General features: G+C 43.6%; 19 protein-coding genes. 11 read left to right on the top strand and 8 right to left on the bottom strand.

Translation table 11 applies throughout. The features are described from left to right. Window positions 1-118 precede the first annotated feature (118 nt). The 5 genes from NLZ44_RS19990 (at window position 119) to NLZ44_RS20010 (ending at window position 6,375) form a co-directional block, all read left to right on the top strand. A complete protein-coding gene (locus NLZ44_RS19990; RefSeq protein WP_493750917.1) occupies window positions 119-1,348 on the top strand; it encodes an ABC transporter substrate-binding protein in 1,230 nt (409 codons plus the stop codon). A gap of 35 nt (window positions 1,349-1,383) precedes the next feature. Then, window positions 1,384-3,942: a cache domain-containing protein gene (locus tag NLZ44_RS19995; protein WP_493750918.1), complete on the top strand. Its 2,559-nt coding sequence runs from the start codon at window positions 1,384-1,386 to the stop codon at window positions 3,940-3,942. 222 nt (window positions 3,943-4,164) lie between these two features. Next, complete coding sequence (locus NLZ44_RS20000; protein ID WP_493750919.1) at window positions 4,165-4,740, top strand: slr1658 family protein; 576 nt, start codon at window positions 4,165-4,167, stop codon at window positions 4,738-4,740. A gap of 57 nt (window positions 4,741-4,797) precedes the next feature. Then, window positions 4,798-5,154: a slr1659 superfamily regulator gene (locus NLZ44_RS20005; RefSeq protein ID WP_493750920.1), complete on the top strand. Its 357-nt coding sequence runs from the start codon at window positions 4,798-4,800 to the stop codon at window positions 5,152-5,154. Window positions 5,155-5,463: 309 nt separating this feature from the next. Then, window positions 5,464-6,375: a GGDEF domain-containing protein gene (locus tag NLZ44_RS20010; protein ID WP_493750921.1), complete on the top strand. Its 912-nt coding sequence runs from the start codon at window positions 5,464-5,466 to the stop codon at window positions 6,373-6,375. A 6-nt stretch (window positions 6,376-6,381) separates the two neighbouring features. Here NLZ44_RS20010 and NLZ44_RS20015 read toward each other — a convergent pair whose 3' ends face one another. Continuing rightward, window positions 6,382-7,710, bottom strand: a complete 1,329-nt coding sequence (locus NLZ44_RS20015) for a hypothetical protein (RefSeq protein WP_493750922.1) — start codon at window positions 7,708-7,710, stop codon at window positions 6,382-6,384. A 219-nt stretch (window positions 7,711-7,929) separates the two neighbouring features. Here NLZ44_RS20015 and NLZ44_RS20020 point away from each other — a divergent pair, with 219 nt between their 5' ends. After that, window positions 7,930-11,658, top strand: coding sequence for a PAS domain-containing protein (locus tag NLZ44_RS20020; RefSeq protein WP_493750923.1), 3,729 nt, complete (start codon window positions 7,930-7,932; stop codon window positions 11,656-11,658). A gap of 66 nt (window positions 11,659-11,724) precedes the next feature. Further along, window positions 11,725-12,975 carry a sensor histidine kinase gene (locus NLZ44_RS20025; protein WP_493750924.1) on the top strand — a complete coding sequence of 417 codons (1,251 nt, stop codon included), beginning with the start codon at window positions 11,725-11,727 and terminating at the stop codon, window positions 12,973-12,975. A gap of 6 nt (window positions 12,976-12,981) precedes the next feature. Here the strand turns inward: NLZ44_RS20025 and NLZ44_RS20030 are convergent, their stop codons facing one another. The 4 genes from NLZ44_RS20030 to NLZ44_RS20045 all read right to left on the bottom strand — a co-directional run bounded on the left by NLZ44_RS20030 (window position 12,982) and on the right by NLZ44_RS20045 (window position 17,636). Continuing rightward, a complete protein-coding gene (locus NLZ44_RS20030) occupies window positions 12,982-13,929 on the bottom strand; it encodes an NAD(P)H-dependent glycerol-3-phosphate dehydrogenase (protein ID WP_493750925.1) in 948 nt (315 codons plus the stop codon). A 69-nt stretch (window positions 13,930-13,998) separates the two neighbouring features. Continuing rightward, a complete protein-coding gene (gene glpD, locus NLZ44_RS20035; RefSeq protein ID WP_008050755.1) occupies window positions 13,999-15,693 on the bottom strand; it encodes a glycerol-3-phosphate dehydrogenase in 1,695 nt (564 codons plus the stop codon). Window positions 15,694-15,798: 105 nt separating this feature from the next. After that, window positions 15,799-17,307: a glucosylglycerol-phosphate synthase gene (gene ggpS / locus NLZ44_RS20040; protein ID WP_493750926.1), complete on the bottom strand. Its 1,509-nt coding sequence runs from the start codon at window positions 17,305-17,307 to the stop codon at window positions 15,799-15,801. Between the two features lie 182 nt (window positions 17,308-17,489). Further along, window positions 17,490-17,636, bottom strand: a complete 147-nt coding sequence (locus tag NLZ44_RS20045; RefSeq protein WP_008050757.1) for a hypothetical protein — start codon at window positions 17,634-17,636, stop codon at window positions 17,490-17,492. 192 nt (window positions 17,637-17,828) lie between these two features. Between NLZ44_RS20045 and gghA the strand changes: the two genes are divergently transcribed. From gghA to NLZ44_RS20065, 4 genes are all read left to right on the top strand, one after another. Beyond that, window positions 17,829-20,336 carry a glucosylglycerol hydrolase gene (gene gghA / locus NLZ44_RS20050; RefSeq protein ID WP_493750927.1) on the top strand — a complete coding sequence of 836 codons (2,508 nt, stop codon included), beginning with the start codon at window positions 17,829-17,831 and terminating at the stop codon, window positions 20,334-20,336. A gap of 205 nt (window positions 20,337-20,541) precedes the next feature. Then, window positions 20,542-20,757 (top strand): DUF7219 family protein, encoded by a 216-nt coding sequence (locus NLZ44_RS20055; protein ID WP_006669175.1) that lies wholly within the window; start codon window positions 20,542-20,544, stop codon window positions 20,755-20,757. A 132-nt stretch (window positions 20,758-20,889) separates the two neighbouring features. Then, complete coding sequence (locus NLZ44_RS20060) at window positions 20,890-22,707, top strand: polysaccharide biosynthesis/export family protein (protein ID WP_493750928.1); 1,818 nt, start codon at window positions 20,890-20,892, stop codon at window positions 22,705-22,707. Between the two features lie 24 nt (window positions 22,708-22,731). After that, complete coding sequence (locus tag NLZ44_RS20065) at window positions 22,732-24,378, top strand: ABC1 kinase family protein (protein WP_493750929.1); 1,647 nt, start codon at window positions 22,732-22,734, stop codon at window positions 24,376-24,378. Window positions 24,379-24,384: 6 nt separating this feature from the next. Here the strand turns inward: NLZ44_RS20065 and NLZ44_RS20070 are convergent, their stop codons facing one another. From NLZ44_RS20070 to NLZ44_RS20080, 3 genes are read right to left on the bottom strand one after another with little or no spacing between them, the layout of a single operon-like run. After that, on the bottom strand, window positions 24,385-25,047 hold the full coding sequence (locus NLZ44_RS20070) for a Na(+)/H(+) antiporter subunit B (protein WP_111890713.1): 663 nt from the start codon (window positions 25,045-25,047) through the stop codon (window positions 24,385-24,387). Further along, window positions 25,047-25,676, bottom strand: a complete 630-nt coding sequence (locus tag NLZ44_RS20075) for a DUF4040 domain-containing protein (RefSeq protein ID WP_006625696.1) — start codon at window positions 25,674-25,676, stop codon at window positions 25,047-25,049. Before NLZ44_RS20075 ends, NLZ44_RS20070 begins: the two co-directional genes overlap by 1 nt. Continuing rightward, window positions 25,666-25,947, bottom strand: a complete 282-nt coding sequence (locus tag NLZ44_RS20080; RefSeq protein WP_006669178.1) for a monovalent cation/H(+) antiporter subunit G — start codon at window positions 25,945-25,947, stop codon at window positions 25,666-25,668. The genes NLZ44_RS20075 and NLZ44_RS20080 overlap by 11 nt, the downstream gene beginning before the upstream one ends. Window positions 25,948-25,950 lie beyond the last annotated feature (3 nt).

Genomic DNA, 25,950 nt, shown 5'->3' on the forward strand with positions numbered 1-25,950 from the left:
TTTACCCCAAATCCCCCCAGTGCGATCGCTTCAACATAATTACCCCCACCAAATAATTTAGAATTCCCAATCAATCCGGTATCAAATCATGTCACAATGTATTGATTACATACAATCCATGTCATGCTTGATTAAACAAACTCTCAAATATCCAGACACCATGTTAACTCACCTGAGACTCAGCAAATTTCGAGTATTTCTGTTTATCATAGGAGTCCTCCTGACCCTATTGCCCCTAGCCTGTAGTCCCAGCGTCAGCCCCCCATCCACCATCATTATTGGTCTGATGGCCCCCTTGAGCGGAGAATTAACTGAAGGAGTCGGTAGACAAACCCTACAAGGCGCAGAACTAGCAGTTACACAAGTCAACCAAGCCGGAGGTATAGCCATCAACGGCAAGAACATGGAAGTGGTTTTAGAAGTCGCAGATGACACAGACAGCCCCGATGAGGCAGTAGCAGTAGCCACCCGTCTGATTAATGAAAAAAACATTGTTGGTCTAGTCGGACTCCCCCTCAGCCGCATCGCTATCCCCGTCTCTAATGTAGCCGAAAGATCCCGTATCCCCATGATTAGTTCCTGGTCTACCAACCCCCAAACTACAGCCGGAAAAGAATTTGTATTTCGGGTTCCCTTTACCGACGATTTACAAGGTAAAGTTATTGCGGGTTTTGCCAAACAAGAATTAAACAAACAAACTGCAGCCGTCCTCTATGATATTGCCAGCGAATACAACCGAGATCTAGCCGAGTTTTTTCAAGAGGAATTTACCCAACTAGGCGGTCAAGTGGTTGCCTTTGAGTCTTACACTACTGATCAGGACGATTTCACTCAGCAACTCCAAAGAATTAAAGATAGTCAAGCTGAGATTTTATTTTTGCCCAATTATGATAATGATATTCTCATCCAGACCCAGAAAAGTCGCGAAATGGGCATCGAAGCCCAATTTATCGGTAGTGATACCTGGGGCGGGTTATCTTCCCTAGAAAATCCCCAATTGGAAGGGGCATTTTTTACGGATAATTGGACGATTACATCACGGGAACCTGCCTCCGAATCTTTTATTAGAACTTACCAACAGACCTATAAGTTTCTGCCCACTACCGCTGCCGCCCTCAGCTACGATGCCATGAACCTCATGTTAACCGCCATTCGCAATCAAAATCAAGCAGATCCTGAGTCAATTCGGCAAGGACTCGCTAAAATAGGAACATACGAGGGTGTAACGGGAACAATGCAATTCCAGGGAACTGGAGACCCCCTGCGAAGTGTGGTCATGTTACAGTTCCAATTGGGTCAGCCTGTTTTCTATAAACAAGTTAATCCAGCATTGAGGTCGAATGACTAAGGGCAAATTTCATGAAGTTCTGGACGAAAAGCCTGATGTCCAGGCTAGTTGTCTACTTTTTACTTTTATCAGTGGTCACAGTTTTCAGTGTGGGCGCGATCGCATTTAGTCAGGCTAGGGCTTCAATTAAAACCCTAGTTTTTGAACGACTAGAAGTCACAGCTACCCTCAAAGAAGAAGCCCTGAATCTCTGGGTCAAAAACCAAGTAGATGCAACTGTATCACTTTCTCAACTGCCGGAAATTCTTACCGAAGCCCAAGTGTTACTAACTGCTGATGAATCCAGTATCGCTTTTCGCGAAGCTCATCAGCAGATGCAGCAGTATATGGCTTCAGCTTTAGCAGGTCGTCCCGATTTACAGGAAGTATTCATCCTGACACCAGTGGGCGGCAAAATTGTCTTTTCTACCGATACCTCCCGGGAAGGAGAATTTCGAGTCCGAGATCGATATTTTATCGAAGGGAAAACCCGGACCTTTGTACAGAATGTTTATCCTTCTCCCGTCACCCAAAGACCCACTATGACTGTCTCTACTCCCCTACGCAATAGTCAAGGTGAAACCATCGGTGTTCTCGCCGCTCACCTTAGCCTAGAGCAGATGGATCGGATTATCTTCGATTCTACTGGGCTAGGAGAACAAGGGGAAACCTATTTGATCAATAACTTGCGCGTATTTGTATCTGGGGAAGAGTTTGGCCGACAAGACTTTCCTAGAGGGGGTCACAGCGAAGGCATTGATCGCGGGTTACAACGGGAAAATGGGCGCGGCAGTTATTTAAACTATGCTGGCGTTCCTGTACTCGGTGTCTTTCGCTGGTTAGAACAGCAAGAACTTGTCCTATTGGTCGAAATGCCACGCTCCGAAGCCCTAGCTCCCGCTCGTCAGTTGGCTTGGACTACTTTAGGGGTCGGTTTAACTTTTACCGGCTTACTCACTGTCGGCGTTTATCTATTGGCGAGCCAAATTTCTCGCCCTATATTGGCGATCGCTACTGTTGCTACCAAAGTCGCAGACGGCGACCTCACCCCTGTGGCTCCCGTAATGACCGATGATGAGGTGGGAACCCTAGCTATGGCTTTTAATCGCATGACTGGACAACTGCGACGACTCTATGCGGGTCTACAGGAAAAAGTTACCCTACTTCAACAGACTGAAGTCGAATTGAATCAGAGTCTTGAACAGCTACAGATAGAAAAACAAGCCGTTGAATATCACCAAGCCCAAATTAGTATTGCTAATCAGGAAATTACCTTACTTAACGATCGCCTAAAAACTGAAAATATAGATTTGGCCGAGGAGTTAAAGGTTAGTAATAAACTTCTGCGTCAGTTCCTTGAAGCTATGCCTTTGGCCGTTGTCGTTGTCGATCATCTTGGGCAACTTTACTATACTAACCAGGCCGCCCACATCCTCTTTGGACCAGGGACAGTCCTAGATGATTTCACTAATCAAAATTCTGTCATTTATCCTAGTTATATTGCCGGAACTGACCAACTATATCCCGATGAAAATTTACCCCTAGAGCGAGCTTTGGGAGGGGAAAATGTCGTCGTTGATGATATTGAAGTGCATCAACCTGATCGCAGCATCCCTGTGGAAGCTAGAGCCAGACCTATTCATGATAATAACGGAAATATTACCTTTGCGATCGCTACTTTTCAAGATATCACTGAACGCCAAAAAGCTGAAGCAGAACGACAAAGTTTTATCGAAGAAATGTTTACAGTTAACTGTGATTTAGAACTAGCCCTCAATGAGCAAGAACAGCTGACTGATGCCGCTGGCAGGTTTGTTCCTAATCAGTTTTTATCCTTCTTGGGCTATGAAAGTATCGTCGAGGTTAAATCAGGAGATGCCGTTGAAAAACAAATGTCCATTTTGTTTTCAGATATTCGCCACTTTACTAATCTCTCTGAAAACATGAGCTTGAGCGATAATTTTAAGTTTATTAATGCCTACTTATGCCGCATGGAACCGGCAATTATTGAAAATTGCGGATTTATAGATAAATATATGGGAGATGCAATCATGGCATTGTTTGGCGGCAGTGCTGATGATGCTGTCCAGGCGGGAATCGCTATGCTCAAATTATTAAGCGACTATAATACTACCCGCCAACGACCAGGAAGACCACCTATTAAAATTGGCATTGGTATTAATACCGGAACTATGATGTTAGGTATTGTTGGAGGTAAAGATAAAATTGATACCACTGTCATTAGTGATGCCGTTAATCTCGCCGCTCGCTTGGAAGAATTAACTAAAAAATATGCCGTGCCACTTTTGATTAGCCAACACACATTCCTGTCTCTTGAAAATCCTAATAGTTACGCTTTTAGAATTATTGATAAAGTCGCCGTCAAGGGGAAATCTGAAATGGTCTCTGTCTTTGAAATATTTGATGCTGACCCCCCAGAAAGTCGCGACGCTAAGTTGAAAACTAAAACTCAGTTTGAGTCAGCATTAACCCTCTATTATCTACATCAATATAAGCAAGCTGCTCAATTGTTGCAGATCTGTTTAGCTGAAAATCCTGGTGATGCTGTGGCTCAAATTTACTGGAAACGGGTTGTTGATGAGATGTTATCCTAGATTTACCCCTCCCACCCCTCGCTCACTATCCAACTCTAGGCAAATTATCAAAAATATGGTATCCTTAACTTGAAATCCATTAATAACAACATCCTATGCTCTGACCCCTAAGAAATGTCTCTCAATTTTGGGGAAACTTGATCCCTGGAAATTACCTCAACTATTTAAAGCCAAGCGGTACACCTACCAAAAGTTATTAAACCTTGAGTTATTCAACATAACATGAAACGAATTTTTGGAGAATTTTTTGAAGCACCAAGTACCAGCAATGAGTTTTTGGTGATTGGGTTTTCCCCCACTTCCGTACCCCTGAAACAAAGGTGGAGAAATAATGGTCTATCTGCCAACTTTATGGCTGATTATGTCACTACATTTTTCCCAAAAACGGAAGAAGAGCAAGACTCAGTTAGTCGCCAAATGGAAGTCAAAAGTGCTGTCAGTTTCGTGGCTAATGAGTTATTGGAAAATGCTATGAAATTTAGCGATGAATCATCGACATATCCGATTAAAATACAGCTATTTTTGCAGCACGATAATCTCTCATTTTTTGTGGCTAATAGTATCCAGAAAGACGCGGTTAGTTCTTTTCAAGACTACATTGAAGAGTTGCTGAGTTCTGACCCTCAAGAGATGTATATTCATCAGGTCGAAAAAAATGTAGAAAATGATACCGAATCAGGCTTAGGATATTTAACAATGGTTAATGACTATATGGCTAAACTAGGCTGGAAGTTTGAAACCCTAGAACAAGATCCCTCCCAGACTATTGTTACTACAATGGTTCAACTCACCATCTAATCACCATCTCAAGTTGTTAAATATCATTTGTTCAAAACTTGAATACAGGAATTAAACATGGTAATTAAATCATATCAAACTGAAGATTATAGCATTGGTTACGATAGCCAAATCTCTACTATTACCCTGAAAGGGTCTCTCAGACTTAATGGCCTAGAAGAGTCGAATGCGGTGGTTAAATTACTTAATGATGTATTAGATATCGAACCTTCCCAAATTACCCTCAACCTCAGAGAGTTGCAATTTCTCAACAGCTCGGGAATTAATATGCTGTCTAAATTTGTCATTAAAGTGAGGCAGAAAAAAAATATTAACTTGGTGTTGTTAGCTTCTAGCAAAATACCTTGGCAAGGAAAATCCCTCAAAAATTTGCAGCGATTAATGCCTAGCCTAGAATTGGAAATTGATGCCTAAATTTAACTAAATGCTATGATTGAACTCAACAATCATATATCCCTCACCGCCTAAAACTGGGTTAAATATCACTGAAAAACTTGTTCATCTCCCAGACCCATACTCAGTTAAATTATCCCAGTTACTCCAGAGCTTTATCTAGGTATTATTATCTAGGTATTCAATGATTGATGAACTGCTAGGTAGTCCCCAGCCAGCAATATAGATCATCAAAATTTATTGAAAATTTCCGACAGCTATCCGACTGCATTTAGTTAATTGAAACCCTAGTATTTGTGCCTGAGTTAATTGATAAAAACGGATATTAAGATGTTGATCACTGTTGATAATTATGGAGTGAGTCGGGGGATGGAACCAGAACATAATAGGGAGAGAGATTTGGTTTTAGAAAATCAGAAATTGCAGGAGGAAATTGAGGTACTTAAACAAGACAAAATAGACTTAGAAATTTTACTAGAAACCACGATGCTTCATGCTGATTTGGTGGAACAGGAATTGTATCATTCTAATCAGAAACTTCAGGAGGAAATCAACCAGCATCAAGTGACTGAGCAGCAATTGAGAACTTCTGAAAAAAAGCTACAATCTTTATTAGAAAGGTTATCTCAAACTAATACTGACCTAGAAATTATGTTAGAGACAACCACGGCTCATGGTGATTTGATTGAAAAATTTTCCCATGACTTGAGTATTCGTGACTCTTTGACCGGATTATTTAATCGTCGCTATATGGAACAGTCCCTAGTCCGACATTTAGAACGCGCTAAAGAACAGCAAGAACCCCTAAGTATTATTATAGGCGATATTGATTATTTTAAAGGATTTAACGATCGCTGGGGACATCAAGCTGGAGATGTCGTCCTCAAAGCCGTCAGCCGATTTTTACAAAATCATACTCGCCTATCAGATACTACTTGTAGATATGGGGGAGAGGAATTTCTCATTATTTTACCCTCCACCACTATTGAGGATGCTAATCAAATTGCTGAGTTTCTTAGGAAAGGTATCAAAGAACTATACCATCAATATTCCTATACTTTTATGCAGGGGGTTACTATGTCTATGGGGGTAGCAGGTTTTCCCATACACGCTGATTGTCAGTATAGTTTAATTAGAGCGGCTGATCTAGCACTATACTATTCTAAAACTAACGGACGCGATCGCGTCACGATCGCCTCTTCAAATTTATGCCAAAGTCTCAAAAATGACCATCATTCATAACTTAATTTACAATTGACTGCGGGTATGTCGTGCTTTTTGTAACAGTTCTTGAGCCTCAGCATTAACAGTAGTTCCAGGTCTCACTGATTCTAATGTATAAATAACCTCCGATATCTTATGGTTTAAAGATGATAAATTCGGATTAGAAGAACTGGTCAACTGTCGCCATTCAACAATTAACCGTCTGGCTCTTTCCATGGCGGCTACAGAATCTCTTTCATCCTGTAATCTTTGTTCAATTTGCCGACGATTTGACCGATATTCAGCTAGTTTTGTTTGAGCTTCTAAATAACTAGGATTGTCTTGATTAATCTGTTGCAAGCGTTTAATCGCCTCATCCCAATGCTCGATTACCTGCTGCCAATGTAATTGATTATGGGGTGGATTTTGAGCTTCATTAGCAGCCTTACTAGCAAAAATTTGCGCCGCCTCAATTAAAGTATTACCCTGTAAACGACCAGCGACAAACCCTACCTGCTGCTGAAAATCCCGTTCCGCAGTGGTTAACTGCTGTCGTGCATTCTTTCCAGACAAGGTGGCTTCGGGGATTGGTCGGAGTTGATCAATAGCCTGTTGCCAAACTCTAATGGCTGTCTCTTTATCCGCGGCCGACTGTGCTTGATTATACTGTGCTGTAGCCACCTGTAAAGCCTGTTGAGCTTCCTGTAAGGCTTGATAAGCATTCTGTTCCTGGAAAATCTGCGCTTCCATGCGACCCACCAGTTTCCGGGTATTTTGATACTCATCAAAAGTAAAGCGCCACGTGCAACCAAACAAATTACAATAAGCCTTTGGGTAATATCCTAAAAACCATACAGGTAACTTATCCAAGTGTTTTTGAGCTTGCTTTGCTTTCTCGCTTCCTAGTTCAAAGTCTGTCATAGCTGTGGCTCGATTCACCAATTGATCAGCCTGTTCTACTAAAGCGATCGCCTGTCGGTAATTATAATCCATGCTAATATAACTGGGAAGCAACAGCAAGGGCGCAGTTCTAGCCACTGGTTGGCGGATCATTGGATAGGGTAAGTTAACTAACCAAACTACCCCAGCTAGTCCCCCTAGGACTCCTCCTCCCCAAAATAGCTTTTTCAGCGCACCAGCCGGACGGTTAGCCCGGGCGGCTTGATCAATTACTTTGGGGTTAAAATCAGGAAACTGATCTGTAAGTAATTCCTCAATTTCCGATCGCGTTAGGAAATCTCCCGATGGCGATCGCCTTTTGTTCAACCGGGATACTACAAGATCAGCCCCAATTCTGTCAATGGGATTTTCTTTAACCCGCCGATTGATCTCGGTCAGCAGAATATCAAAGGATTTTGGCGAAAGTCGTGCCATAAGTACACCTTCCTACCCCAATTGATTAAAGTTTATATTTTCTATAGGATAGCTCCTGTGCATCTACAAGCAATAGCTATATAATTCCTGAAATCGACTGACGATTTTAGGGATTATTAAGGTATCCCTACAGGTAGATGTGTCAATAGTAACAATAATTCATCCTTGAGATAGAGGCAATTTTTCTGTCAGCTTAGTCTTATACAAATTTCAGTATTAATGGTTTTAACAGTAATGGCAATGGTCAGTCAACTATCAGCCCCAGATCTAGCTTTAATCGCCCACCTAGGATTTATAGAGCCAATGGTGTTACCACAGAGGGTATCTTTTCTATTGGCGATCGCTGACTACATTCTCGCCCTGCTGTTATTCTACATCATCTGGAGCTGGCGGGATCTTCCCCTGCGCCGATTAATCTTTCTATGTGCGTTGTTTGTCCTCTGTACTGGTAGCTTTATTCTGTTACAGGGAGAGACTTGGTTAAATCCTACACCTAACCTGATTTTAACAGTAGGGGCGATCGCTTTCATTATTTCCCTATCAATTATCCAGGGACTACTTAAATTAATCCCCGGTCTGGGGCTGGGTGAGTCAACCCCCCAACTCCAAAACTCAAATGGTCTACTCCTCAACCCTAATTCTTGGCCAGAAACCACCCGCTACCCACGGCAACACACACAAGCACCTGTCAAAAATAGCCAATCAGATCTTCTGTTGACCATTCAAGATCAGACCGCTGAACTTCAGGAAACCATTAAACAATTAAAACTACAAATTCAACAGCAGCAAGTGATAGCCACGAATGCTACACAAGAGAAACATTTGCTGCAAGCTATTCTGGATAACTGTCCGGCGCTGATCTGTGCCAAAGATAGTCAAAAACGTTATATTATGGTTAATCGTCAGTGCGAAATCTTCTTAAATAGACCAGCCCAGGAGATTCTTGGTAAAACCAACTATGATTTATTTCCAACAACTATCGCCCAAAAACTACAAGAATCGGATCAAAAAGTTTTCGACAGTGGTAGAGTGCAGCAAACTCACCAAAATATAGTCAATTATCATGGTAAAATTCGCCAATTTATATCCGTAAATTTTCCGATTTTTAATCAAAATAGACATATTTTAGCCGTGTGTAATATTGGTACTGATATCACCGAAGGCAAACGCCAAGAACAGAGGCTTAGGTTACTAGAATCAGCCGTAAGCCACACCACTGATGCGATCGCCATCGCTCAATCTAACCCCGAAAACACCACGGATTCCCAGATAGTTTATATTAATAAAGCCTTTACTAATCTGACCGGATATCAGCCAGAAGATATCATTGGTAAAAATCCCAATATTCTGCAAGGAATCGACACAGACGAGCAACAATTAAAGCGAGTTGAAGTCGCCCTAAGTCAGGGTCAGTCTCTACAAGTGGAATTGATTAACTACCGTCAGAATGGCTCTAAATATTGGGCGGATCTTAGTGTTTCTCCCGTTACTGATGACACGGGAAAAGTTAGCCATTTTGTCTTTGTACAACGTGATATAACATCCCGAAAACTGAAAACTAGCACCCTCCAAAAAGAGCGAGAACAACTCCAGCAAATTATTACTAATGCTCCCGTGGCTGTAGCCATTTTAGATTGTTCTATGCGCTATATAGCTTATAGCGATCGCTGGCTACAAGAGTATCATCTTCCCCAAGAATCCTTAGTTGGTCGTAGCCACTATGAAATTTTCCCCCATATCTCAGAAACCTGTCGAGAACTGTACCGTAGAGCTATTGCTGGCGAGGTTATTTCCTGCTCGGAAGATACCATGACTTATCCTGATGGTTCCCAGGGATATTTTCGCTGGGCGATTCATCCTTGGTATACCTTAAATCAGGAAATAGGCGGGGTGGTTATTGCCACTTATCCCATTGATGAATTGGTTAAAGCACGAGAAGCAGCCTTGGAAAACTCCCGGCTAAAATCCCAATTTCTCGCTAATATGAGCCATGAAATTAGAACCCCTATGAATGGGGTTTTGGGGATGACTGGATTATTGCTGAAAACTGAACTAGATACTAAACAAAAAGATTTTGTCCAGGCGATTCGCACCAGTGCGGATCACCTCTTAGCTATCATTAATGATATTCTCGATTTCTCCAAATTAGAAGCCCAAGAGATTGAACTAGAAGAACTAGATTTTGACTTGGAAGAATGCCTAGAAAATATCATTGATTTATTGGCAGCCCAAGCTGAAAATAAGGGCATTGAATTAGCCGCTATTGTCGATCGCAATGTTCCCCGTTATCTGCGCGGCGACCCCGGTAGACTGCGACAGGTACTTTTAAATTTGATGAGTAATGGCATTAAATTTACCCCCGCTGGAGAAGTAACCCTGCGAGTTAGCCGCCCTCCTAACTATGATATTAATGCTCCTTTGACATTACGTTATGAAGTGCAAGATACTGGCATTGGTATTCCGGCTGAGGCTAAAGAACGGGTATTTGAGGCTTTTTCTCAGGTAGATGCTTCCACCACCCGTAAATTTGGAGGAACCGGGTTAGGCTTAGTAATTTGTAAGCAACTTGTAGAGGTTATGGGGGGAGAAATTGGCTTGGAAAGTGTGGTTGATCAAGGTAGCACTTTTTGGTTTACTCTGCCTTTTTCTATATCCAAAACTGCATCATTTCCCAATTTACCAGATACCTTAACTAAGTTAAAAATTTTGGTGGTCGATGCTAATGCGAGTGTGCGCCAGTCTGTCCGCTATCTGATTCAATCTTGGGGGATGGAACTTCAGGAAGCCTCCGACCCAGAAATGGCTTTGTCAAAGTTGCGTGATGCCGCCCATAATAACCAACCCTTTAATTTGGCAATTTTTGACCAAAATCTGTTAATTTATGGAAAGCAAAATTTAGCGGCAGTTATCCAAAATGAACCCCTCATGAGTGCCACGAAGTTGGTGCTAATGACTTCTATGCGCCTACTCAGTTCCGTGGAAGATTTATTAGATGATGGCTTGGCTAAAAGTTATTTAATTAAACCTGTGCGCGCTTCTCGATTATTTGATGCTTTACTCACAGCTATGGCTAATGAAATTACGGTGAATTTAGCCGAGTTTCGTTCGGGTCGTGATAGCTTGGGGGATAATTCTAGCACCCTCTCCCCTGCGGGTTTGGATTTAAAAGTTTTACTGGCTGAGGATCATCCTATTAATCAACAGGTATTGTTAAATCAGTTGAGTTTATTAGGTATTGAAGCTGATTTGGCGGAAAATGGAGAACAGGTGCTGGAATTATTAAACGATCGCCATTATGACCTAGTGTTTATGGATTGTCAGATGCCTAAATTAGATGGTTATGCCACAACTGAGGAACTACGGAAACGGGAAGGAAACGATCGCCATACCACTGTCATCGCCCTCACCGCCCACGCCATGCCTAGCGATCGCCAAAAATGCCTATCAGCAGGTATGGATGATTATATCAGCAAACCCATAACCCAGGAGGAGTTAGCATTTAAACTGCAAACTTGGGCCGCCCGTCGGCAACAAATGCCCGGCACAAATGCCCCTCAAACCAGCCAGACCCCCAAAACTATACAAACTAACAAAAAGCAGGATAAACCCAGCCCCCTGCTCGATTTAGACCGCCTCCAGACAATTTCTAGGGGTAAGGTTGAATTTCAGAAAAAGCTATTGGCTGTATTTATGGAAAATGCTCACCAGGACCTAATTAAACTGCGCCAAGCTACCAGCGCATCAGACTTTCAAGTTATGGCTATGGTAGCTCACCGCATCAAAGGTTCTAGTGGTAATGTGGGAGTAGCGATTTTAACTGCGATCGCCGCCGATATCGAACAAAAAGCCCGCCACCAAACTATCGAGGGATGTATGAGTCTAATTGACTCCCTCGCGGAAAATCTTAGCCGGGTGGATAGTTTTATTGAACAAAAATTTTATAGCTGATCACAAAACATGGCAAAATAGACTAACTAACATCACAGTAACTACTCAATTAATCAATATAAACCCATGGCAACTATTCTAATTGTTGATGATGACATCGCCACCCAAATGATTCTACAGAATACCCTAGAAGAACAAGGGTATCAAGTGGCGATCGCAGAAGATGGTAAAACCGCCCTAGAGTTAGCCGAAAGTCTGTCCCCAGAGTTAATTATTTGTGATTGGATGTTACCGGAGTTAAATGGCTTAGAAGTATGTCAGAAACTGCGTTCCCATCCCACATTAGCCCCTACCTTTTTCATCATCTTGACCGCCGCCGAAACCCTAGAGGACTCTAATTCACTTGACGGATTGAGTTCTGAATACCGGGTGGATGAATGGATGAGCAAACCCATTGAAATTGATGGGCTTTTAGCGCGGGTGCGATGTGGCTTAAAAATTCATGCCCAAAATCAACATTTAAAACAGGCTTATACTCAACTATTATACAGTGAAAAAATGCTGAATTTGGGGCAAATGGTGTCCGGTATCGCCCACGAAATTAATAACCCGGTTTCCTTTGTTACTGGTAATATTAACCATGCGACTGGTTATGCTCAAGATTTAATGGAATTGGTAGAGTTGTATGGTGAACATTATCCCGAACCTGCGGCAGAAGTTGAGGAAAGAATCGAGGATATTGATTTAGAATTTCTGCTGGAAGATTTTCCAAAACTGCTAGACTCAATCAAAATTGGAACCGACAGAATCCGCCATTTGGTGGAGTCTCTGCGGAATTTTTACAAGCAGGATGATTGGGAATTAAAAACTGTTGATATTCATCAAGGTCTGGCAGATATTCTCCTGATTTTACAAGGACGTATTAAAGGTAAAAAAGGTCGCGCCATTGAGATAGTTGAAAACTACGGTAAATTGCCCCAGGTGCAATGCTACCCAGGGCAACTTAATCAGGTGTTTATGAACTTGTTAAATAATGCGATCGACAGTTTGGATACTAACCGAGAAGAAGATAATGAGTTTCAGCCCCAAATTAAGATTACGACGGAGGCGGAAACTTCGGATAAATCAGGGGAGGGTTGGGTAACAATCAGGATTTATGATAATGGTGACGGCATTCCCGAATCAGTATGCGATCGCATTTTTGAACCCCTATTCACCACCAAACCCCCCCAAATAGGTACAGGTATGGGATTAAGTCTCAGCCATAAAATTATCACCGAAAGCCATAGGGGAACCATCAAAGTTAAATCCGACCCCGAAACCGGAACCGAATTCATCATCAAAATTCCCCAACAGCAAACCCCAACCAGTAATTAAACACAATTAAAACTCTTCGTGAAACTCCGGTTTTAAATCCCTTTCCATCAAGGCTTCAACCGCTTCTTGGGGGTTGATTTCATTGTTCAATAAGCGATAGACCTGTCGAGAAATGGGAACCGGAATTTTTTCGCGGTTAGCAATAGCAATCAGTACATTAGTGGTATTTACCCCTTCGGCGGTACTACCCAACTCCTGTAAAATCACCTCCAAGGTTTTACCCTTAGCCAAACCATAACCCACCCGATAATTACGGCTTAAAGCACTATTACAGGTGGCTAACATATCCCCCAAACCGGACAGACCAAAAAACGTCTCTGTCTGTCCCCCCAAATGGGTCCCAATGCGGATCATTTCGGTTAGCGCCCGGGTCAGGAGGGCAGATTTGGCATTAATGCCCAATTCTAAACCATCACAAACCCCAGAGGCGATCGCAATTACATTTTTCAAAGTCCCCCCCAACTCCGTCCCCATGGGGTCATTACTGGTATAAACCCGCAGCAAACTGGAAGCAAATAGCTTTTGGGCGAACTCCGCCGCCGCCATATCAGCACTTGCTACCACCGTCGCCGCCGGAAGATGTCGTTCAATTTCCGCCGACAGATTAGGTCCAGATAGTACCACAATGGGATGATCTGGGAAATCCTCGTGCCAAATTTGAGAAGGAGTCCGGGTACTTTCCGCGTCCAAGCCTTTAGTCGCAGTGAGAATAGGAACATGATCGGGGATACCAATTTCCTGGAGTTTTCCCGCCGTCGCCGCCACCCCTTTCATAGAAATAGCAGAAACGATTAAATCAGCGCCTTCTACCGCTTCCTCCAAAGTATTACCTAAACGGCGAGACCAGAGATTAATTTTATGGCCATTATGACCCGCCAACTCAGCCAGCGCACTACCCCAAGCCCCCGCCCCCAAAACTGTCAGGGTTGCCTGTTCCTTATCTGGAAATTCCATAAAATCTTCGTTATTCTATCTAAACAAGGGTACATTTTCACAGGGACTCGCCCTCAGCATCACCAATGGTTAAACCATTTGAGGTGATAAAGCCTTTTCCCAAGCCTCCAATTCATAATCGGGAATGCAGTTTAACCGCATATAGTCATGGTAGGCTACCACTTCGCGATCGCATTTTTCTTGAGTCCAGCCCGCATATTTTTGCAGAGTCTCAGTGATAGTCGGTAATAAATCTAACCCATAGCGCGCGTGCATCGCTAGAGTAGTTCGTCGCCGGGTAATATCCACCAAAGTTTGTGCCATTTCCGATCGCACTCCGTAGACCAGTTGGGCTTTAATATCAGGTAAAGCCGGGGTAATTTTTTCCCTCAACTCTTCATGTTCATCAGTTAGCTGCAACACCTCCAGCGCCCGCGCCCCATAAATCGAAAACAGATGATGAATAGTTTTCAGAGGTAGTTGGGGGCGATAATCATAAAGGGCTTGTCCGATGCGAGTATCATTAGGGAAAATTGCCCCAGGTAGTGGCGTGTCCGTCTCACACCGTGGCGCAGGTCGCCCCATTTTCTGATAACTCGCCTCAACCAACTCTTCCGCCACCTGGCGATAGGTCGTTAGTTTTCCACCAATCAAAGATAGCAGATTTTCCACCCCATCTTTATCATGGTCATAAACAATGTGTTTCCGGGTGATAGCAGCCGTTTTTTGGCTAGGTTCCACATAGGGAAGGGGGCGGACCCCAGAATAGGTAAACTTCACGTCTTGACGCGAAAGTTCAGCGGTAGGAAGAATGCCATTAGTTTCCCGCAACAGATAATCAATTTCATCATTATCTGCCTTAATGGCTTCCAGATTCTCATTAAAATAAATATCCGTAGTGCCAATGAGATACATTCCCAACCAAGGCACAATAAAAAACGGTCGCCCGTCGGATTTTGCCTCTACATATAGGGAAGTTTCCGGCGCACCAGGGAAGGGATCTACAATAATATGGCTGCCTTTAGTGCCGCCGATTTTGCGAGTTGTGCCAATGGGCGCGGCTTCGTCTTTCTGTCGCCCCAATTTACAAACGCGATCGACCCAAGGGCCAGAAGTATTGATAACTACCGCCTTCGGACTACCCTTAACCGTAAAAGTTTCCCCACTGAAAACATCCCGACAATTCAGTTGATTAATGCGTTTTCCTTCCCGGTCAAGTCCGGTCACTTCCACATAATTAAGAATGGTTGCGCCCGCTTGTTTAGCCGCGATAATATTTTCCAGACACAACCTCTCAGCATATTCTACTTGAGCATCATAATACTGAGCGCCGCCTTTCAGATTTTCCTTATCTAAAGACCGGAATAATTGCTGAAATTGGGTGTTAGGTAGCATTCTATGAGTCGGTAAACTCTTGTCATAGCTGAACACATCATAAAGCAGCATTCCCGCCCAAATTTTCCAATAAGGACGCGATCGCCCCCCATAAACTGGTACAGTTAATAACAGTGGTTTAACTAAATGGGGGGCTGTCCGCAGTAAAATTTCTCGCTCTCGCAGGGACTCACGCACTAGGGGAAACTCGAAATATTCCAGATAACGTAATCCTCCATGAACCAGCCTAGTAGACCAGCTTGAGGTCGCCCCCGCAAAATCCCCTTTTTCAATTAAAATAGTTTTTAAGCCCCTCAGCGCCGCATCACGAGCTACTCCGGCTCCATTTATACCACCGCCAATCACAATTAAATCGTAGGTTTCCGCCTGAATTTTTTGATAGTCTCCCATGATGATTATAGTTGAGTTTTCTTGGCTACTTTAATATCAGAAATTCGGCTAATTGATGTCATTTACGCATGGTCTCACCAATTAACCGAATTTTTAGTTAGTTGTTTAAACAGAAACAGCCTGTTTAACAGCAGCTTTTTGATGTGTCATAGACTCGAAACGTTCAAACACATGATCCGCCCAATACTTGACATCATATTTAACTACAGTTTTATGCATTTCAGCCATCCGCTGTTTTTGTTCTTGGGGGTCCATTGCTAAAGCATATTCGATCGCCTCATCCATGCGCTGAGTCGAATAGGGATTAGTCAAAACCGCCTGGGGAAGTTCCACCGCCGCCCCCACAAATTCCGACAGCACCAAGACACCGCCGCGCTCTTCTCTGGCCACCACATATTCTTTAGCTACCAGGTTCAAACCATCCCGCAAGGGAGTAGTCCAGCAGACATCAGCTAATCGGTAATAGGAAAACAAATCCGACAGCGGTATAGGCTGGGTAAATAACAAAGTCGGCATCCAATCTAATCGCGCAAATCTGCCGTTAATTTTACCTACTAATTGCTCGATTTGATGTTGAGCAGTTTTATAAACCCGCATCCCATCAGCCGCCGATACACAAGTCATCAGAAACTGAACTTTTCCATGTAAATCTCGGCGACGTTCTAACAGTCGCTCATAGGCTTCTAACATCTGCCGATTTCCCTTCACATAATCCACCCGACCCGCAGCCAAAATCAATTTGCGATCGCCTAATTCTTCACTAATTGCCGTCAATCGTGACTGACCCTCTGGCTTCTCTAAAACCGATTCTATGAAACCCGGATTTGTACCCACCGGGAAAGCGTCAATATTCACTATTTGACCCTTATACTCAAGTTGGCTGACCATTTCTGGTTCTGCTAAAGCCGTTCCTACTTTGGTAAGATGAGGGGCTACAGGTTCCCGTTTAACCACTTTTACCTCGCACAAACTGCGGGCGACATTTACAAAATTCTCCGAGTAGCGAGGAATATGGAAACCGACTAAATCGCAGCATAAAAGACTCTCCACAATTTCCTGTCGCCAAGGTAGGATATTAAATACATCCACCGACGGAAATGGCGTATGATGAAAGAACGCAATCCGTGCGTCCGGTTTCATTTCCCGAATGTAGCGCGCCGCCAACCATAGGTTATAGTCATGAATCCAAATTAAGGCATCATCTGCCGCCTCTTCGCAGGCTGCTTCTGCAAATAAACGATTAATCGTGGTAAAGTTTTCCCAGTCTGCTGTTTCCGAGGTGAAATGATAGGGGAACGAGTGTAGAACTGGCCAGAATGCCTCTTTAGAGGTGATGTGGTAAAAATGTTTAACCTGGTCCGCGTTTAAGGCTATGCGGCGCACAGTATAGTTGCCTTCATCTTCTACTTCTACTCTTTCTTGAAAGTCCGCTTTTTGCTTGGCTGTTACTTGTTTCCAAGCTACCCAAGTGCCTTTATTAACGTTAGCAAAGAAACTTTTTAGGGTCGGTACGATACCATTAGGGCTTTTTTTGGCTCGGTAGTGAATTTTTCCATTTTCGATTACCTCATCGTAGGGTTCGCGATGGTACAGAATTACCAGTGAAGATTTCATAATTTTTGTGTTTTCCGTGAAACAATTTTGAGGTTTACAGTTATGCGATCGCCTGAATTTTCAGGAGTCTCGCGCCATGTTCATTTGCGGTCAACTCCCACGCTAAAATACAGCGCGCCTGTGGGTCAATTTACGAGTTGACTTGCTTGATGAACAGGGATATATAGATTTATTCATGAAAACTATATTGACAACAACAAATTGATGGTTAAGTATGTTAGTGTTAACTTCCCATCAACGCCATACAGTAGGTAGGCTATAATTATGCGATCGCCATCAAACATCAACCACATTTGAGCGATACCGCACCTAATGGTCAATTGAGCCATTGACCTATTACACTTTAACTCTATTACTGGAGCCTAGCCTTCACAGGTTAACAAAACTTAACCATAGTTAACATCTATCCTAGGGTTGATTCACAAATGGGGGAAGCGATCGCAAATTTAAAACTAACGCTAGAGTCGGAAACCCCTGGGTTAGACTAGAGTTAAATTGTCGAGTCAAGTAGAAAGTTAGTTTTGGTAACCACAACAGAACCCACCATCAAACTCGTAGACGAAGAAACCGAAAATCTGCTAAATTGGGCAGCCACCGTCGAGCATTCCAAAGCCTCCTATTTTGAAAAAGCGCAAATTATCGCCCAAAAATTAGGAGCGCACTGGCTAGGAGACGGACTCACACAAATCGGATTTTGGACCCCCAAATTAACCTCCCAAGTCATGAGGAGGCTAGAGATTTTCCTGGAGGTACTCACCCCCATAGATGAAATAGACCTGCGGGCAGATCAGCAAGTAGTCCGTTTTCACCGTACCCGACTCAACCTCAAACAACAGGGAGAATATCACTGGGGAGTTGTGGCCGGAATGGAACCCGGAAGCCGAGAGCAAGTCGGATCATTCTATTGGCTGCGCTACATTGACCAAGCCGAAAAACTGCAAGCCATCCGTGACCCCCTAGCCTACTCCCTTCCCTATGGAGTATTCGGACCCGCCGAACTTTACGACATCGAAACCCTACAAGCCCAACGCGCCGACCTAGAATATTTTAGCCGTCGGGGAACCTCCCGCCACCCCACCATTGATCTACATGATGATGATCTCTCCCCCCTACCCAACCCCAGATTAATTCCCAGGGTTCGGGCTCCCAAAAACATTCTGCAACTCCATGTAGGAACCGCCACCGCTGCTGGAACCTTTGAGGGATTAACCAGCCTTTATAGTCGCATTTCCGATAAATTAGCCAAAAATATTCCCCTGACCCCCCTCGAGGAAAACTATATCGGCTATGGTGCTGTCCAACTGCTACCGACAGAACCCCCCATCGAGTTTAGGGATGAATATAGTCCCGAAAGTGAGTTTTTCGCCTTCATGTCAGAAGATGAAGACATTATCGAGATTAATCTTAGCAAACCCGATACCCAGGATTGGGGCTATGATGTGCCAATTTTAGGTTCTTCTACCACAAATCCCGCAATTCTAGGCAGTCGTCGCCCTGATGAGGTAGTGGATTTTATTGCCACATTGCATAATTTCTCTACCGGACCCATTCAGGTGATTTATGACATTGTTTATGGTCATGCTGATAACCAATCAGAATTACTCCTGAATCGTCAGTTCCTAAAAGGGCAGAATATGTATGGTCAGGATTTAAACCACCAACTGCCAACGGTGCGGGCAATTTTGCTAGAAATGCAGCGCCGTAAAATGAATACCGGAGTTGATGGGATTCGCATTGATGGCGGTCAAGATTTCCGCTTTTTTAATCCCTTAACTGGCTTCGTGGAACAGGATGATGCTTATTTGTTAGCCATGAGTGATGTCGTCCAAGATATTGGCGGCTATCAACGGTTACTGTTTACTATTTTTGAAGATGGCAGACCCTGGCCAGAGGAAGGATGGGAGGAAATTTCTACCTATCGAGATCTGATTGAACTGCGCCCCGACTCCTTCCAATGGGGGCCGTTGATTTTTGCTCATAATACCCCCACCTTAAAGGGTTTTTGGGATAGAAAATGGAAACGAGTTTGTGAGGTGATGTATCAGGGAGAAAATTGGATTACGGGTTGCGCTAATCATGATACCGTCCGACGGGGTAATCAGGTTGAGTTAGACCAAGAAATTAATTGGAATTTGGGTAAAACTTTGTCGGAGGTTTTGCATAATGGTTATGATAATCCGGCGGTGACATTGTGGGTATATGGTTTTAGTCCGGGTTTACCCATGGATTTTATTAATGCTACCACCAGAGCCCCCTGGATGTTTTTCCGCAATACTGATGAACGCTATGGCGTGAAAGTTGTCGCCGAAGAAATGGGATTTTTAGATTGGCAAATCACCCCGGAATTGTATCAGCGAGATTTTGTTTTTTCTCGTTTAAAAAGTTTGGGATTTGAGGACTTAGAAGAACTCAAGCAGTTTGGCAAGGCTTTACAACAGGCGATGATTGATGCTGATTATAGTCTCCCCGCTGTGGTAGAGGCTTGTCAGGCTTGTTTGGGGGATTCCGGACAAGAGTGTAAAGTTGAATATTGGCAAAAGATTAATCACCCGGAAATGGTGGATTTTCTCAAGGATCTCGATATTCCGAAACTGAAAGAATTTGCCCTCAAATTTATGGAGGACTGCTACGAAATCTGTAATGTCTCTCACTATGGTGAGGATCTAAATGCTGTGCAAACTAATTTTAATTTGCAGTTGCGTCGCTTCCGACACGATCGCATTTGGTTGCGTCAGAATTTGATGGGAACAGATCAGTTTCACAAAATCGGTGATCAGACTCAGACCGTTTTTTATGGAGTCCGAGGAAACCCTTACCGGGAAGAAGACCAAGTGGTGATGGTGGCCCATACGGGAGGGGAACCAATGACGGTAACCGTGGGAGATTGGCTAGAATTAGACTTATCCGAGTGGAAAGTGGCGATCGCCTCTCCCGGAGTCCAATTAGATGATAACCTAGCTTCCTTGAAGAAATTTGAACTCAAAGATAGTCAAGGTGTCCTGTTAGTACCCCAACAGCCCCAGAAATAACCTGTAGATCATAGCTGAATTGCTACCCATGCTACAGGCATTCCCAGAAATTAATGTTAGGTTGGAGTAGGGACGGTAAACAACAGGGTTGATTTTGACAAGTTCATCCCTGAGAATGTATCTTCTGTTTTCAGGCTGCATATCTGTTGCCGTCCCTAACAATTTCCCAACTTGATCACACATTTTGATTGAACTGGTGGCTATCATGGAACTAAACGACTTTTTGACCCCCCGTTATCCTTATCGAGGATCAGACCAACCCGAAAATATGCTATTTAACGCCAACCTGCAAGAATTTGCTCAACAGGTTAGTTATATTGCCGCTTTGCAAACCAACGGGAAAATGTCCACATTAGAGTCTTATAAAAAAATCAAACAACAGTGGAAGAGACTCAAAAAAACCCATAAACAACTCACGTAGTAGGTCATCATCAATTGACCTACACACAGATAACCGCGATCGCCCTTTGGTAGGGGGAGAGGTGGAAACTAGGGGATATAATCTATACCTAACTAGGCAACCCCTCTCCCTCTGCTACTTACTTATGTATTTATGATTAAATGCCATTATGCCGCCAAACAATATATTTCCCTAACCAGTCTGGGTCTACTCGTCTATGGTGCGATCGCTTTACCTTCCCCCAGTTGGGCTGAAAACCCCACCAATAACCCCCCTCCTCACCTTTCGCAGCTTTCAGCGCCACCAACCCAAGAAGCCCCATATACCTTGGGTGCCGGTGATGTAATCCAAGTATTTATTTTTCCCGTCGAACAATATAGCAGTCAACAAGAAGTATTAGTTGACGGTACAGTTAACCTTCCCCAAGCTGGTAGTATTTCCGTAAGTGGCATGACCTTAGAAGAGGCGGCTAGGGCTATAGGCGATCGCTATGAAAGCGCCAGAGTATTACGAAACCCCAGAGTAACCATCAGCCTCATTACTCCCCGTCCCCTCAGAATAGGCATTTCAGGGGAAATCAACCGCCCCGGTTCCTATACCATGGCGAGGGAAGGTTCCCAATTTCCCACCATTACCCGCGCCCTACAATTAGCCGGAGGTATCACCCAAGCCGCAGACCTGCGACAGGTGCAACTACGACGACCCCAGTTGGGAACATCAGAGCAAATCATCAATCTAAATCTGATGGAACTTCTGCAAACAGGTAGTCTCAGCACCGATATCCGGCTTAGGGATGGAGATGTTATCTATATTCCCACCACCACCGAAATTGACCCAGAAATGGGGCGACAAATTGCTAGGGCTAGTTTTGCTAACAACGAAGCCACCCTAATTGATATTGCCGTATCTGGAGAAGTGCGCCGCCCCGGTCCCTATACCATCCCCAGTCAAGGAGGACCAGGGGGAGTCGCTACCATTACCCAAGCCATTAAGCAAGCTGGAGGAATTCGGCTAATGGCTGATATCAGTCGGGTGCAAATTCGCCGCCTCACCAACCAGGGACAAGAACAAATACTAGAAGTCAACCTAGAACCTATCCTAGACGGAGATAATCTACAACAGGATATAGTTCTACAAAATGGCGATAGTATCTTCATCCCTGGGGTAGAAACTGCCAATCTGGAACAATTATCTAACCGCCGCGCGGCGAGTTTTGCGGCTGACCAAAGTGAACCTTTAAATATTGCTGTGATTGGGCAAGTATTTCGACCGGGGCCTTATACTGTTACTGGCACTGCTCGCACCGGAGATGCTGGAGTCCCTGGGGCGGCGGGTGGTGGTAGCATCCCCACTGTTACCCGCGCTATTCAGGTGGCGGGAGGGGTTAAACCAGAGGCTGATATTCGACAGGTGGAAATTAGGCGCTCTGATAGTCGTGGGAGTCGCCAAGTGATTACTATTAATCTTTGGGAATTACTCCAAAATGGTGATGCTACCCAGGATACAATATTACAGGAAGGGGACACGGTTTTTGTACCCACAGCTACGGAGATTAACCCCGTGGAAATGGGGGCAATTGCTAACGCTAGTTTCTCCCCAAACAATATTCGTGTTAATGTGGTGGGGGAAGTGCAAAGGTCTGGAGTTGTTCAAATTCCCCCTAATACTCCCTTAAATGAAGCTATACTGACGGCCGGGGGGTTTACCTCTCGCGCCCATCAGTCCTCGGTGGAGTTGATTCGCTTTCGCCCTGATGGTACTGTGGAACAGCGCCGCCTGCAAATAGATTTTACTCAGGGAGGTAATTCCCCGAATAATCCTCCTCTCCAAAATAATGATGTGGTGATTGTGGGGCGATCGACCCTGGCGAGTATTTCGGATACAGTAGATACTATCATTACGCCGTTAAATAGAGTGCGATCGCTTTTTGTAGTTCCCAGTGCGTTTATTGATATTTTCAGGAATTACTAAGTCCGTTTTATCCCCGATAAATTTATGTTCTCCATTACTAAAAAAAACTCCCGACAACGCGAAATTTTGGAAATTGTTTTCAGCAACGGCTGGGACTATATGCGGGGTTTGTTAGCGGGGGATAAACCAGAAGAACCTCGGCTACCATCTCCTGATGTTTTACGGAATATTTTAATTGAATTGGGTCCGGTTTATGTCAAGTTAGGACAACTTTTATCGACTCGTCCTGATTTGCTACCGGGAAGATATGTTGATGCTTTAACCGATTTACAAGCTAATGTTCCCGCTGTGGCTTGGGGGGATATTGAAACTCAACTTAGACAACAGTTTTCTCAACCTTTAGACCAGATTTTTAGTCGTATTGAAACTGAGGCGGTGGCGGCGGCATCTATTGGACAAATTCATCGCGCTACATTGAAAAATGGCGAAGAAGTTGCCTTGAAAGTACAGCGCCCAGGAATTTCTATTATTGTTGAACAGGATATTGAGTTAATTAAATCCTTGGCGGATTTAGTGGCGATTACTGACTGGGGAGAAGATTATGATATTGTGGCGATCGCTGAGGAATTTACTAGCGCTTTAAAAGCTGAATTAGACTTTACCTCAGAAGCTGAATATACAGACAAATTGCGGCAAAATCTCTCCAAAACTCGGTGGTTTGACCCCGAAAAGTTAATTATTCCCAAAGTTTACTGGGAATTTACAACTCCTAATTTACTGGTATTAGAATGGTTAGATGGTGTACCTTTATTGCTGTCAGAACCTTCTAAGAAACAGACAAATGAGGATGATCCACGCCGGGGAGAAATTACCAGTTTATTATTTCGTGCCTTTTTTCAGCAAATCTATTTAGATGGCTTTTTTCATGCGGACCCCCACCCAGGAAATCTGTTTTATCTTAATGATGGACGGGTAGCTATTTTAGATTGTGGAATGGTGGGAAGGCTAGACCCTCGGACTCAGCAAATTTTAACCGAAATGTTACTAGCAGTTGTGGATATAGATGCTAGACGTTGCGCCCAACTTACCTTAGAATTAGCAGAATCATCGGAATCGGTGCAACTGGGTCGCCTGACTAATGATTATGATAGTATGCTGAGACGATATTATAATCTGAGTCTGGCGGAAATTAATTTTAGTCAGGTATTCTATGAGATTTTGCAGATTTCTCGCAATAATAGAATTCGCCTCCCTAGTAATATGGGATTATATGCTAAAACTTTGGCGAATTTGGAGGGAGTCACCCGCAGTTTTAACCCGGAAGTTAATTTACTCAATGAGATTAAACCATTGATGACGGAGTTATTCCGCAATCAATTGTTAGGAGATAACCCCCTAGAGACTCTGTTAAGGACGGCTTTAGATCTCAAAAGTTTATCATTGCGATCGCCTAGTCAAATTGAAATGTTTTTAGATCGCGTTACTTCCGAAACCCTCAAATGGAATATTAGAATCCCAGAATTAACTAGCCTGGAAAATAGCCTAAATGATGCAGCTAACCGCCTGTCTTTTAGTATTGTACTCGGTTCGTTAATTATGGGGGCGGCGATGATTTCAACTGGGGCGCAAACTCCCCAGTTGTCTCTGATTAGTAATATCCTCTTTGCGGCGGCTTCCCTGGTGGGGTTATGGCTGCTGGTGAGTGTATTGCGATCGGGAAAATTACGGTAAATTAACCTATAATAACCCCCGATAGCGAATAAAAATTAACACCGCCGCCCAGGACCCCAAAGCCACCTTTAAGGCTACTAAAATATTCAGTAATGGCAAAATCCCACCACTGACTAAACTCCCTAATTCCCCATGAGGGAATTCTATACCAAACAGAGTAATTACCGCCAATAAAATAAAGATGAGGACGGAAATTTTCTCCCAAATAGATGCCTGCCAACGCTGATAAATTCCCTGCATTAACTCCGGTGGAGAAGTGATCGCAATTAGACCGATCGCCGTCCCTCCTGCTACTCCGGCCGCAAAACCACCCCCAGGGCTAAGATGACCCCTAATGGCTAATTCAATACTCACCAAAGCCGCAATAGTCGCGCCTAGCCGCGCTAAAACAATGGAAGGCTGATCAGTAAATCGATACACTTTACTAAGGGGTTTCTCATTGGCTAGTAAAAAATTACACCCCATAATTGAGATGGTAAAAACCACTACCTCGAAGATGGTATCATACAAGCGATTTCTGAAAATGATGCCGGAAACTGCATTAGGTACACCACTATCTTGCACTACTACTTCCACAATGGAAGGACCCAACCATTCATCGATCGGGTTGGAGATCAGCAACATCTTTAGATAAAGTATCACACCCACAGCGATATAAACCCATTTCATTAATGTTTCTCTCCAGATTCTGTTAAATTAAAATAGTTTAAAATGGTTCGGGATGATGTCAGTTCGGCTTGCATAATGTCATAGAGCCGTTTCAGCCTAGTAGTGGTATAATAGGGTAAAGGTTCCGGTTCCGCCGATTCTGGCGATTCTGGCGATTCTGGTTGATGAGATTTGGTCGGGTATGGACTGGCAAATATTGAATGTAAAGGCTGAATACAAGTGGCATGAATTTCCTTGGTGACTAAGGCATGATGTAACTCTTCTAAGTCCTTATAAGGTACTAATTCAACCCGCATATAATGTTGGCGAAAAATTCCCCGTAATTCATCGACCAGTTGACCAAAAGGGCGATCGCTTTCCGGCTGTTGTAATTCCTCTTTCAGGACACCCAAACGCATGACCAAAGAAGAACGCACCGCCACCCCATACAGGGTAATTGCCAGCATCGTCCCCACTAATGCTTCAGTTAAGGCTACATCTGCAGCCCCTAAGATCGCATAAACCAAAGCAGCCACAGCACCCAATATACCACGAATTACTAAGGCATGATAGGGGTTAACTTGTAAAACTACCATAGCGGTGGCTAGAGGCATTAACGCCGTGATTAGATAGATAGTATTATCGTTCATCGTCACCTTCACTACTGGAACAGTAAGCTAATACATATCCTAAAACAGTATTCCAAATTGCCAAAGAAATAATGGCAAGAATCAGCAGGGGCCATTCGCTGGGAATTCTCAGTAATAGTCCGAAAACTATGGTCATGGAACCCAAGGTATCAGAGACTGATAAACCATGTAGTTTGAATAATACTGAGCGATCGCCTACTAGGGGAAAAGTTCCCCAAAACCAAAAGACCACCCCAACTAACATCAAAAGGTCACTGAATAAGTTAATCATGAT

It is taken from the genome of Arthrospira sp. PCC 9901 (assembly GCF_059013425.1).